Annotated in this window: 10 protein-coding genes; 5 read left to right on the plus strand and 5 right to left on the minus strand. The window is 56.3% G+C overall.

All coding sequences use genetic code 11. The features are described from left to right. Positions 1 to 4: 4 nt before the first annotated feature. The 3 genes from rpoD to EUU23_RS03220 are packed head-to-tail and all read right to left on the minus strand — an operon-like array spanning position 5 to position 4382. Complete coding sequence (rpoD, locus tag EUU23_RS03210) at positions 5 to 2011, minus strand: RNA polymerase sigma factor RpoD (protein WP_246156242.1); 2007 nt, start codon at positions 2009 to 2011, stop codon at positions 5 to 7. 51 nt (positions 2012 to 2062) lie between these two features. Next, a complete protein-coding gene (dnaG, locus tag EUU23_RS03215; RefSeq protein ID WP_160352669.1) occupies positions 2063 to 3928 on the minus strand; it encodes a DNA primase in 1866 nt (621 codons plus the stop codon). Between the two features lies 1 nt (position 3929). Continuing rightward, the gene (locus tag EUU23_RS03220) at positions 3930 to 4382 is read right to left on the minus strand and encodes a GatB/YqeY domain-containing protein (protein ID WP_160352670.1); all 453 of its coding nucleotides are present in this window, start codon (positions 4380 to 4382) and stop codon (positions 3930 to 3932) included. Positions 4383 to 4654: 272 nt separating this feature from the next. On the opposite strand from EUU23_RS03220, the gene carA reads away from it, so the two are divergent. The 5 genes from carA (at position 4655) to EUU23_RS03245 (ending at position 11216) form a co-directional block, all read left to right on the plus strand. Next, complete coding sequence (gene carA, locus EUU23_RS03225; protein WP_160352671.1) at positions 4655 to 5905, plus strand: glutamine-hydrolyzing carbamoyl-phosphate synthase small subunit; 1251 nt, start codon at positions 4655 to 4657, stop codon at positions 5903 to 5905. A 2-nt stretch (positions 5906 to 5907) separates the two neighbouring features. Further along, on the plus strand, positions 5908 to 6621 hold the full coding sequence (locus tag EUU23_RS03230; RefSeq protein ID WP_160352672.1) for a hypothetical protein: 714 nt from the start codon (positions 5908 to 5910) through the stop codon (positions 6619 to 6621). Beyond that, positions 6621 to 9941 (plus strand): carbamoyl-phosphate synthase large subunit, encoded by a 3321-nt coding sequence (carB, locus tag EUU23_RS03235; RefSeq protein ID WP_160352673.1) that lies wholly within the window; start codon positions 6621 to 6623, stop codon positions 9939 to 9941. Before EUU23_RS03230 ends, carB begins: the two co-directional genes overlap by 1 nt. 112 nt (positions 9942 to 10053) lie before the next feature. Beyond that, positions 10054 to 10530 (plus strand): transcription elongation factor GreA, encoded by a 477-nt coding sequence (gene greA / locus EUU23_RS03240; RefSeq protein ID WP_160352674.1) that lies wholly within the window; start codon positions 10054 to 10056, stop codon positions 10528 to 10530. A 23-nt stretch (positions 10531 to 10553) separates the two neighbouring features. Next, positions 10554 to 11216: a rhomboid family intramembrane serine protease gene (locus tag EUU23_RS03245; RefSeq protein ID WP_246156057.1), complete on the plus strand. Its 663-nt coding sequence runs from the start codon at positions 10554 to 10556 to the stop codon at positions 11214 to 11216. 169 nt (positions 11217 to 11385) lie between these two features. Here the strand turns inward: EUU23_RS03245 and EUU23_RS03250 are convergent, their stop codons facing one another. Further along, positions 11386 to 11583: a DUF4170 domain-containing protein gene (locus tag EUU23_RS03250; RefSeq protein WP_160353512.1), complete on the minus strand. Its 198-nt coding sequence runs from the start codon at positions 11581 to 11583 to the stop codon at positions 11386 to 11388. A 32-nt stretch (positions 11584 to 11615) separates the two neighbouring features. Then, positions 11616 to 12122, minus strand: a complete 507-nt coding sequence (locus EUU23_RS03255; RefSeq protein ID WP_160352675.1) for a DUF883 family protein — start codon at positions 12120 to 12122, stop codon at positions 11616 to 11618. Positions 12123 to 12131 lie beyond the last annotated feature (9 nt).

Consider the following 12131-nt stretch of genomic DNA (forward strand, 5'->3'; position numbering starts at 1 on the left):
ATTATTACTGGTCTAAGAACGACCGCATCTTGCGGCTCCGGCTTGGGTGTTTCAGCTTACGCAGCGCTTTTGCCTCGATCTGCCGGATACGTTCGCGGGTCACGCTGAACTGCTGGCCGACTTCTTCCAACGTGTGGTCGGTGTTCATGCCGATACCAAAGCGCATACGCAAAACACGTTCTTCACGCGGGGTGAGGGAGGCAAGGACGCGGGTCACCGTTTCCTTGAGGTTCGCCTGAATGGCGGCATCCACAGGGATGATCGCATTCTTATCCTCGATGAAGTCACCCAGATGGCTGTCTTCCTCATCCCCGATCGGGGTTTCAAGGCTGATCGGTTCCTTGGCGATTTTCATCACCTTACGGACCTTTTCCAGCGGCATGGAAAGGCGCTCGGCCATTTCCTCCGGTGTCGGCTCGCGGCCCTGTTCATGCAGGAACTGGCGGCTCGTGCGAACCAATTTGTTGATCGTTTCGATCATGTGCACCGGAATGCGGATGGTGCGCGCCTGATCGGCGATCGAGCGGGTAATGGCCTGCCGGATCCACCAGGTTGCGTAAGTGCTGAACTTGTAGCCGCGGCGATATTCGAACTTATCGACCGCCTTCATCAGGCCGATATTGCCTTCCTGAATGAGGTCGAGGAACTGAAGTCCGCGGTTGGTGTACTTTTTGGCGATGGAAATCACGAGGCGCAGATTGGCCTCGACCATTTCCTTCTTGGCGATACGCGCCTCGCGCTCGCCTTTTTGCACCATGTTCACGATGCGGCGGAATTCGTTCAGGCTCATGCCTGTATTCGCGGCAATGTCGGCGATTTCGGCGCGGATACGTTCTACGCCATCGGCCTCGTTGGTTGCAAAGGCGGTCCATTTCTTGTCAATATTGGCAACGTCGGTCAGCCAGTTTTCGTCAAGCTCATGGCCCATATAGCTGTCGAGAAACGCCTTGCGCGGAACTTTATGCCGTTCGGCCAAGCGCAGCATCTGGCCGCCAAGGGCAGTCAAACGACGGTTGAACGAATATAACTGGTCGACCAGATATTCGATCTTGTTCGCGTGAAACTGGACCGATTCCACCTCGGCGGTCAATTCTTCGCGCAATTTGTGATATTTATTTTCCGAGGCGGTGGAGAAATCTTCACCGGCATTCAGCGCGCGCATACGGTCGAGCTGGATGTTGGAGAATTTCTTGAACAGCGATGCGATCTTGGCAAAACGCTCCAAAGCCGCAGGCTTCAGCGCTTCTTCCATCTGCGCGAGGCTGAGGGTGTTGTCCTCTTCCTCTTCCTCCACAGGACGCGCGCGGCGCTCGGTCATATCGTCATCGTCGTCGTCGGCCGTTTCCGGCTCGTCTTCGACTTCTTCTTCTTCTTTATAGGATGGCCCAGCGGTCTTTTCGCTGATTTCGCCATCGCCTTCTTCCTCACCATCTTCGGTCAGGCTTTCGGGCGCAGGTTCCTTGGACAACATGGCGTCCAGATCGAGGATTTCGCGCAACTGCATATTGCCGTCGTTCAGCGCATTGGACCAGTCGATAATGGCGTGGAAGGTGATCGGGCTTTCGCACAGGCCGAGGATCATGGTGTCGCGGCCGGATTCGATGCGCTTGGCAATCGCGATTTCGCCTTCGCGACTGAGCAGCTCAACCGCGCCCATTTCGCGCAGATACATACGCACAGGGTCATCGGTGCGTTCGCCCGTCCCGGTCTTCTTGGTCGTGTTGGTCAGCGAGCGGGGGTCGTTTTCGGAGATATTGTCGATGGTTTCGACTTCTTCCTCCTGATCATCCTCGCTGTCTTCGCCCGCTTCTTCATTTTCAACAATCTGCACACCCATGTCGTTGATTGCGGACATGACATCCTCAATCTGCTCCGAAGACATCTGGTCCTGCGGCAGGGCAGCGTTCAGTTCGTCATAGGTCAGGAAACCCCGGCGCTTCGCCTTGGCAAGCAGCTTTTTGACGGTCGCATCATTCAGGTCGATCAGTGGTGCATCACCATTTTCGGACATATCTTCTTCATTTTCATTTGCGCGACTTGCCAAAATAATTCCCCGTAAATTCTATAAACCATCCGCATCGCGCCGAAAAAATGCGATAATGCGGTCGTCAAATGCCTTTTTCTCGGCGCGCAATCGTTGCTGTTCTGCAAAAGTCTCGTCGGTCATCTCTGAACTTGCCCGCAATGTGGCACGTTCCAGAGCTTCTTCCAGCGCGGGACGCTGCTTCATCAGCCTGATTGCTTCACCCAATTCCTTTGAAGCGTTGGACAACCCGCCGCTTTCCACCCCGACTTCTCCACGGTTAAAGGCAAAGACTTTGCCGTTGCTGTGGAGCAGCGATATGGCGACATTATACAACTTCTCGTCCAATATGGTAATTAACCCGTCTGTATCAAGCGATTCTTTGGCAAAACTTGCATCAAGCATCGCGCCCAGCAATTTTGCGTGATTCGGGTCGGCGGGAATGAAGTCGCTCAATGCCTCATGATGACTTTCGATCAGGGCCGGGTTTCGTAAAAGAGCGCCCAACACGCCTTGCACCAGAAAGTCGGAATTTTTCGCGTTAAAGCTTTTGGTTTCAGCGCCCGGTGGCAGGATTTGCGGTTTACGCCAGTCTTTCCCACCACCCTTGCGCGGGGTGGCACCTGGTTGAAATGCTGGACGAGGTTTGGCGGCGAATAGAGTATCGAACCGTTCGCGAAAGGCATCGGCATAGTGACGGCGGATTTCACCATCGGCGATATTCGCCATATGCCCGCCCAACCGTTGTTTCAGGCCGGCGCGGTCTTCGGGGGTATCGAGCGGCCCGGCGGCCACTTCGTTCCGCCAGAGACGCTCGACCAGCGGTTCTGATGCATCCAGAAGTTCGGCGAGCGCCTTCGGCCCTGATTTCTTGACCAGATCATCGGGGTCTTGCCCCTGCGGCATGGTCACAAATTGCAGGCTGTGGCCGGGTTTCAGCAAGGGCAGCGCCCGCAAGGCGGCGCGCATGGCGGCTTTCTGTCCGGCGCTGTCGCCATCGAAGCAGAGCAGGGGCTTTTCGGTCATGCGCCACAGCATCTGGATCTGTTGCTCCGTCAAAGCGGTTCCCAGCGGTGCGACAGCGTCGGCAAACCCCGCCTGTGCGATGGCGATGACGTCCATATAGCCTTCGACCACTATCACCCGGCCTGTTTTACGCGAGGCGGGGGAGCATTTGTCGAGATTGTAAAGCGTGCGCCCCTTGTCGAACAACGGCGTATCGGGGGAGTTCAGATATTTGGGCTCGCCATCCCCCAATATGCGCCCGCCAAAGGCAATGACGCGCCCGCGCGGGTCGCGGATCGGGATCATCAGACGGCCACGGAACCGGTCATAGGGTTCCTTGTCGTCCACCGCGATCAGCAGGCCCGCCTCGACCAGCATGGGGTTTCCGAATTTCTGCAAGGCGGATTTGAGCGCAGTGCGGTTGTCTGGGGCCAATCCGAAACCGAATTCCTGGATAGTCTTCGCCGAAAAACCACGTTTCTGCAGATAGGCCCGCGCGCCCGCGCCGTCGACGCCTTGCAGCTGCTGCACAAACCAGTCCTGCGCCGCCGTCATGACATCATATAAATTATTTGCTTTTTCAGCACGTTGCGCGGCCTTCGGATCCGCCGCAGGCACCTCCATGCCTGCTTCGGCCGCGAGCTCCTTGATCGCGTCCATAAACGACAGCCCGCGCTGGTCCGTCATCCACCTTATGGCATCGCCATGCGCGGAGCAGCCGAAACAATGGTAGAAGCCCTTTTCATCGTTGATCGTGAAACTGGGCGTCTTTTCATTATGGAAAGGACAACAGGCCTTATGCTCCCGCCCCGCCTTGGTAACCTTTACGGTACGGCCGATCAACGCGGAAAGCGTGATCCGCGAACGGAGTTCGTCTAGCCATTGCGGGGTTAGGGACACTTCAGGCCAAAGCCGCTTTCACCAACCCGCTGGCCTTGCTCATATCAAGCTGTGGGCCGTGGCGTTCTTTTAGGGTTGCCATCACGCGGCCCATATCCTTGACGGTGGAGGCGCCGAGTTCGGCCTTGATGCCTTCGATGGCGGCGCTGGTTTCGGCCTCGGACATTTGCGCGGGTAGGAATTCTTCGATGATGGCAAGTTCCGCCGCTTCTACAGCGGCCAACTCCGTGCGGCCGCCCTGTTCGTACAACGCAATGGATTCGCGGCGTTGCTTGATCATCTTCTGCATGACTTCGACGACCATCGCGTCATCATCCGGCAATACCGACGCGGTTCGCAATTCGATGTCGCGGTCCTTGATCTTGGCAAGGATAAGGCGAACGGCGGCGAGGCGGTCTTTTTCGCCTGCTTTCATGGCGGTAATCTGGGCGGCTTTTATGGTGTCACGAATCATGATTTTCTCTCAATGAAGGTAATCGATAACGATAGCCAATCATCCACACACCGTCACCCTGAACTTGTTTCAAGGTCTATTGTGCGGCAAAGGGCAGAGATTGATCGAATAAATGGACCCTGAAACGAGTTCAGGGTGACGATCAAGCCCGTAGCTTGGGAATTACTATTCCACAACTTTCTCGTTTTCCGCATTGACGCTTCGGCCCGCCATGTCTAGGCGCGGTGCCTTAGCGACATTGCTGCAATTTTCTGACCGGAGCGACCCCAATCATGGCCGACCCCACCTCTACGCGCGCGCCCACCGGAGCGACAGGCGTATTGGTATTGGCGTCTGGCGAGGTCGTCTGGGGCAGGGGCTTTGGTGCCGAAGGACATGCGGTGGGCGAAGTCTGCTTCAACACCGCGATGACCGGCTATCAAGAGGTCATGACCGACCCATCCTATGCCGGGCAAATCATCAACTTCACCTTTCCCCATATCGGCAATGTCGGCACTAACCCTGAGGATGTGGAGGCGCTGAACCCCCATGCACTGGGCGCGATCGTGCGTCAGGATGTGACCGACCCGTCAAATTTCCGTAGCACGCAGCATTTCGATAGCTGGATGACGGCCAATGGCCGCATCGGCATTTCCGGCGTCGATACCCGCGCGCTGACCCGCCTGATCCGCATCAATGGCGCGCCCAATGCGGTAATCGCGCATTCGGCGAATGGTAAATTTGATGTGCCAACTTTGCTCGCAAAGGCAAAGGCTTGGGCCGGGTTGGAAGGCATGGATCTCGCCAAGGATGTGACGACGTTGCAGACCTATGGCTGGGACAAGGGTTTGTGGAAATTGGGTGAGGGTTTTGTTGTGCCGACTGGTGTCTCGACTACGCTCGACACGAACGGGAATAAATCACCGGCCTCTCTTTCACCGTTCGTATCGAGCGACGTCGAGATACCCCAAAAGCCAAAACCACGCGTCGTCGCCATCGATTATGGCATCAAGCACAATATCCTCCGCAATCTGGTCGATGTCGGTTGTGACGTCACCGTCGTTTCCGCCACCGCGAGTTTCGAGGACATCATTGCCCACGCGCCCGATGGCCTGTTCCTCTCCAACGGCCCCGGCGACCCCGCTGCGACGGGGGTATATGCCGTGCCGGTCATCCAGCAATGGCTGGAAACGAAAAAGCCGCTGTTCGGCATTTGCCTCGGCCACCAGATGCTCGCCCTCGCAGTCGGCGCGACGACGGAGAAGATGCATCAAGGCCACCGCGGCGCAAACCACCCGGTCAAGCGCCTGTCCGATGGCGCGGTCGAGATTACGAGCATGAACCATGGCTTTGCGGTCGATGCGGAAACGCTCCCCGCCAATGCCAAAGCGACGCATACCAGCCTGTTTGACGGGTCAAATTGTGGCTTTGAACTGGTCGACCAGCCAGCCTTCAGCGTCCAATATCACCCCGAGGCCTCTCCGGGGCCGCAGGACAGCCATTATCTCTTCGAGAAATTTGCGGGGATGATGAAGACGAAATGACTATGATGCTGACAGACTACGTGGAGGCAGCTTTCATTAGTGAAGCTGTAAAACAAACAAAGTATTTGGAGCAAACATTCGTCGATAAAGCTTCGATACTAGCCAACATACGTTGGCTCGTAGGAATAGACATATCAACCGATGTGTTAGAACACGTCCTAGCGCGCGCACTAGAAGGTGGTGCCGCTGAACTCATCCACGACGAAATGGCGGGCGAATTTTACAGATTCACATACCCGAAATTGTCTCAGCTAAACCAATTGGGCTCAGAAAACACTAATTCACTAATTTACAAATATAACGTTATTGGCAGAAAGTTTTTAGAAAATGCGGCGTCGAAGTTCGGTGAAAGCGAAATTAATCTTGGGCGGCCTATCCTTGAACAACCTTCGGTTCAAATTCCCGCGTCTGACCGAATTGTAAGGTTAGATGATAACTCAGACCTTCGCGATGAAATTATCGGGAAGATAGATGAAATTGCGAACGTTATCCGCGGACATAATGACGACGACGGAAAACTGACAGAAAGAGAACGGATTTTAGCCGAATTGCGCGCGAGCGAAGAGCTTCTAAAAGGTCCTTCAGTCCGTGTGGTTGCGTTGAGCGCCGTGTTGGGAACAGCCCTTGCATGGCTAGCTAAAGAATTTGCTGGAGGAATTATCGGGCAGCTTGCTGTTATCTTGATTGAACTACTTGGCCCGCTACTAGGATTATAATGCCCAAAAGAACCGACATCTCCTCCATCCTGATCATCGGTGCAGGCCCGATCATTATCGGGCAAGCGTGCGAATTTGACTATTCGGGGACGCAAGCGTGCAAGGCGCTGCGTGAGGAGGGGTATCGCATCATCCTCGTCAACTCCAATCCGGCGACGATTATGACCGATCCGGACATGGCCGATGCTACCTATGTCGAGCCGATTGCGCCTGAAATCGTGGCCAAGATCATCGAAAAAGAGCGCCCCGACGCGGTGCTCCCTACGATGGGTGGGCAGACGGCGCTGAACGTCGCGCTGGCGCTGTTCAACGACGGCACACTGGCGAAATATGGTGTCGAGATGATCGGCGCGGATGCCGAGGCGATCGACAAGGCCGAGGACCGGATCAAATTCCGCGATGCGATGACCAAGATCGGGCTGGAATCGGCGCGCTCGGGCATCGCGCATTCGCTGGACGAGGCGCTGGAAGTGCTGGAACGCACCGGCTTGCCTGCGATTATCCGTCCAAGCTTCACCATGGGCGGCACCGGCGGCGGGATCGCCTATAATCGCGACGAGTTCATCCAGATCGTGACCGGTGGCTTGGATGCCTCGCCCACGACCGAGGTTCTGATCGAGGAATCACTGCTCGGCTGGAAAGAATATGAGATGGAGGTCGTGCGCGACCGCAACGACAACGCCATCATCATTTGCTCCATCGAGAACATCGACCCGATGGGCGTGCATACCGGCGACTCGATCACGGTCGCCCCTGCGCTGACGCTGACCGATAAGGAATATCAGATCATGCGTAACGCCAGCATCGCCTGCTTGCGTGAAATCGGTGTAGAAACAGGCGGTTCGAACGTACAGTTCGCAGTCAATCCTGCTGACGGCCGCCTGATCGTTATCGAGATGAACCCGCGCGTGTCGCGGTCGTCGGCGTTGGCGTCCAAGGCCACCGGCTTCCCCATTGCCAAGGTCGCGGCGAAGCTGGCGGTGGGCTATACGCTCGACGAGATCACCAACGACATTACCGGCGCGACGCCAGCATCGTTCGAACCGACGATTGACTATGTCGTCACCAAAATCCCGCGCTTCGCCTTTGAAAAGTTCAAGGGTGCCGAACCGTTGCTGCACACCGCCATGAAGTCGGTGGGTGAGGTGATGGCGATTGGCCGCAACATCCACGAAAGCATGCAGAAGGCCTTGCGCGGTCTGGAAACCGGGCTTTCGGGCTTCAACTATATCGATGCGCTGCGCGGCGCGTCGAAAGATGCACTATCCGCCGAACTGTCGCGGGCCACGCCGGACCGCTTGCTGGTCGCGGCCCAGGCGCTGCGTGAGGGCATGAGCGTTGCGGAAATTCACGCCATCGCCAAGTTCGATCCATGGTTTCTGGAGCGGCTCGAAGAAATCATTGCCGAAGAAAATGCCATCAAGGCCAACGGCCTGCCCAATGGCCCCGAGGCGCTGCGTCGTCTGAAGGCGATGGGTTTTTCGGATAAACGTCTTGCCTATCTGGCGGTGGAATCGCTCAATATCCGGCCCGGCATGGAAACGGCTGTGCGCCACGGCTCCGGCATTGCGATGCAGGCTGCACGCGCCATGGCCGGTGCGGTGACCGAGGAAGAAGTCCGCACGCTGCGCCACAAACTGGGCGTCCGTCCCGTGTTCAAGCGCATCGACACCTGCGCCGCCGAATTCGAGGCGAAGACGCCTTATATGTATTCGACCTATGAAGCGCCCAGCTTTGGTGCGCCCGAATGCGAGAGCCAGCCGTCGGATCGCGAGAAGATCGTGATCTTGGGCGGCGGTCCGAACCGCATCGGGCAGGGGATTGAGTTCGACTATTGCTGCGTCCATGCCTGCTTTGCACTGGCGGATGCGGGCTATGAGACGATCATGGTCAACTGCAATCCCGAAACGGTGTCCACCGACTATGACACATCCGACCGGCTTTATTTCGAACCGTTAACCGCCGAAGATGTGCTCGAAATCCTGCATGTCGAGCAGCAAAAGGGCACGCTGAAGGGTGTGATCGTGCAATTTGGCGGGCAAACCCCGCTGAATTTGGCCAAGTCGCTGGAAGCGGCCGGTATTCCTATCCTTGGTACGTCGCCTGACGCGATTGATCTTGCCGAAGACCGAGAGCGTTTTGCCGCGCTGATCAACAAGCTCAAGCTACGGCAGCCCGAAAACGGTATCGCGCGCAGCCGCGAAGAGGCCATCGCGGTGGCCGATAAGATTGGCTATCCCGTGTTGATGCGTCCTTCCTATGTGCTCGGTGGCCGGGCCATGGAAATTGTCGACACGCAGGCGCAGCTCGAAAACTATATCCAGACCGCCGTGATCGTTTCCGGCGACTCGCCGGTCTTGATCGACAGCTATCTGCGTGACGCCATCGAAGTCGATGTCGACGCGATTTGCGACGGTGACGATGTGGTTGTGGCCGGAATCCTCCAGCATATTGAGGAAGCCGGGGTGCACAGCGGCGATTCCGCCTGCACCATACCGCCTTACAGTCTGCCCGTCGACATCATCGCGGAAATACGGCGTCAGGCCGAATTGCTGGCGTTCAACCTGCGCGTCCGCGGGCTGATGAATGTCCAGTTCGCGGTCAAGGATGGCAAGGTCTATCTGATCGAGGTCAATCCACGGGCAAGCCGGACGGTGCCCTTCGTTGCCAAAGCCATTGGCGCGCCGATTGCCAAGATTGCTGCGCGGGTCATGGCGGGCGAAAAGCTCAAGGACTTGCCGCCGATCAATCTCGATATCGATTATATTGCGGTCAAGGAGGCGGTGTTCCCGTTTGACCGTTTTCCGGGCGTCGACCCTGTGCTTTCGCCCGAAATGAAGTCGACCGGCGAAGTCATGGGTATCGACAAGGATTTCGCGACAGCCTTTGCGAAATCGCAGATCGGCGCGCGGATGCCGCCGCCGATGGGCGGTAAACTTTTTGTGTCGGTGAAGGACAGCGACAAGCCGGTCATCGTTCCTGCGGTCAGGCAGGCCATCGAATGCGGCTTTACCGTGTGTGCAACCGGTGGCACCGCAGACTATCTGTTGGCGCAGGGAATCGAAGTCGAGCGGGTGAACAAGGTCGCACAGGGCCGCCCGCATATCGTCGACAAGATCAAGGATGGCGAAATCCACCTGATTTTCAACACGACGGAAGGGTGGCAGAGCCTGAAAGACAGCGAAGAAATCCGCCGTTCCGCGCTGGTTGGCAAGGTTTCGCAATATACGACAGCCGCTGGAAGTGTCGCTGTGGCACAGGCGATTGCGTCCTTGCAGCAACGGCAACTTGAAGTTCGACCACTTCAGGACTATTATTAGGCCAAGCAGTATTCCTCCCATATATTTGAAACTGCATATCGGATGGGTTTGACCGCTCCTCCGGTGGGGAAGATTTTGTGACGAAGACGTCAGAATGAAGGGTTAGGCCACAATGGCGAGTTTTGAAAAATATCCGATGTTGGCCGAAGGCTATGAAAAGCTGACGACCGACCTGAAGCGCTTTCGTGACGAGCGTCCGTTGATTGTCGAAGCAATCGAGGAAGCGCGCGCGCATGGCGACTTGTCGGAAAACGCCGAATATCACGCCGCGAAAGAGCGTCAGGGCCAAGTCGAAGCCGCAATTAACGAGATTGAAGACAAAATCGGCCGCGCACAGATAATCGACCCGTCGACCCTGTCGGGCGACAAGATTGTATTTGGCGCAACCGTTACGTTGATGGATGAAGACGACAAGCCCGTTCGATACCAGCTGGTTGGTGAAACCGAAGCGGATGCCAAGGCGGGCCGTATTTCCTATAATTCACCCTTGGGCCGCGCCCTGATCGGCCGTGTGGTCGAGGACGAAGTCGAAGTTACGGTGCCTTCGGGCGACAAATATTATCTCGTATCGAAAATCGAGTTTATTTGAACCATGACGCAGTTGGTGGCACCATGAATATGGTTCGCGGCCCTGTTACCAATGCGCTTGTTATCGTCAATCTGGCGATTGCCGTTGTCTTGCTGGTTCCGATATGGTGGCAATATGCAGTGGTTGCAGGCGGGTTGTTTCCGATCCGGTTAAGCGGCGACAGTTCCGCATTTGCAGGGATGGGTTTTCTGGTTCCCGCCATGCTTACACCGTTAAGCGCTGCGTTTCTGCACGGCGGTATCATGCATGTGGTGATGAACATGTTGATGCTGTTGTTGATCGGTAAAATGGTCGAACGGGTTTTGGGTGGCAACCTGTATCTTGGACTTTATCTGGTCGGGGCATATGCGGCTGCCGGAACCGAGTGGCTTGCCGCTGTCATGCAATGGCCGATGTCTGCCGGTATGATGGCCCCTGCCATAGGTGCGAGTGGCGCTATTTCTTCGATCATCGGTGCCTATGTATTGTTGTTTCCCAACCAACAACCCAAGGCATGGGGACCGGTCCCCGCCCACATCGCCCGGCCCCTGCATCTTACACTTGCATGGGTGGGGCTGAACCTGGCTTTAGGTTTTGTCGGACCGGATTTGGGCATAAGCATTGCGATCTGGTCGCATATTGGCGGCTTTGTTGCCGGCCTGTTTCTGGCCAGGCCGTTGCTTTTATGGCGATACCGCAAGGCGTGAACCATGCCGGAGCAGGGGAATTTTCGTCGAAAGGAATAAGATAAAGAAGAAAAAAGGCGCTGCCTTGCAGCACACAATTTTCCCTTATTCTTCCTTATTGCCTTTTTCCTTCTGACGAAAAAACAAGGCCTAAACGATTGGGGAGCAAGTAGCCCCGCCTAAACACAAATCAATCCTGCGGTTGCAGCAATTTATGCAGATGCACCACGACATATTTCATTTCGGCATCATCGACCGTCTTTTGCGCGGCGGCCCGCCATGCTTCTTCGGCGGTGGCATAATCGGCGAACATCCCGACAATGTCGAGTTTGTCCAGATCGGTAAATTCCAAAGTCTGGGGGTCTCTCACCCGGCCCCCGAACACCATATGCAATTTTGCTTCAGTCAAATTCCTGCCCCTTAATCTTTCTTTTTCGCAGCCTCGGTTGCGGCTTGCCCCGCTGCCTTTACCGCTTCAGCCGCTTTGCTGACCAGATCCCGAAACTGGTCGCGGACCGCATCGCCATTGAGGCCGAGGCTGTCCACCTTGTCTTTGCCCGCAGATTTTGCGGCCTTTGCCATTTCCTTGGCCTTTTTGTTCAGCTTCTTGCCGGTCTTGCCCATCAAACGGGTTTCACGTTCTGTACGCGGCAACAGCGCACCGACAATCGCGCCGATGGCGATGCCGCCCAGGACGATGGCCAGTGGATTTTTGTCTATACCGCTGCTGGTTTTCTCGGCGGCTTTATGTGCATATTCACGCGACTGCTGCACGCTCCTTGTGGCTGCTTCCCGTCCTTTTTCATAGGCCTCAGCGGCTTTTTCACGGGCCGCTGCACTGGTCTTGCCGGTCCGGGCCTTGGCAGATGCCAGGCCTTCTTTTGCACTCTCAGTTGCGGTTTTGATGCTTTCGCCGATCTTGCTCATATCAAAGTT

Source organism: Sphingorhabdus profundilacus (assembly GCF_009769755.1).
GTDB classification, from domain to species: domain Bacteria; phylum Pseudomonadota; class Alphaproteobacteria; order Sphingomonadales; family Sphingomonadaceae; genus Sphingorhabdus_B; species Sphingorhabdus_B profundilacus.

Bases quoted from the DNA above. Each gene is read 5' to 3' on its own strand.
- EUU23_RS03230 (WP_160352672.1), top strand. From the start codon at position 5,908: ATGATGCTGACAGACTACGTGGAGGCAGCTTTCATTAGTGAAGCTGTA.
- EUU23_RS03250 (WP_160353512.1), bottom strand. From the start codon at position 11,583: ATGGTGTTCGGGGGCCGGGTGAGAGACCCCCAGACTTTGGAATTTACC.
- EUU23_RS03220 (WP_160352670.1), bottom strand. From the start codon at position 4,382: ATGATTCGTGACACCATAAAAGCCGCCCAGATTACCGCCATGAAAGCA.
- rpoD (WP_246156242.1), bottom strand. From the start codon at position 2,011: ATGTCCGAAAATGGTGATGCACCACTGATCGACCTGAATGATGCGACC.
- greA (WP_160352674.1), top strand. From the start codon at position 10,054: ATGGCGAGTTTTGAAAAATATCCGATGTTGGCCGAAGGCTATGAAAAG.
- EUU23_RS03255 (WP_160352675.1), bottom strand. From the start codon at position 12,122: ATGAGCAAGATCGGCGAAAGCATCAAAACCGCAACTGAGAGTGCAAAA.
- carA (WP_160352671.1), top strand. From the start codon at position 4,655: ATGGCCGACCCCACCTCTACGCGCGCGCCCACCGGAGCGACAGGCGTA.
- carB (WP_160352673.1), top strand. From the start codon at position 6,621: ATGCCCAAAAGAACCGACATCTCCTCCATCCTGATCATCGGTGCAGGC.
- EUU23_RS03245 (WP_246156057.1), top strand. From the start codon at position 10,554: ATGAATATGGTTCGCGGCCCTGTTACCAATGCGCTTGTTATCGTCAAT.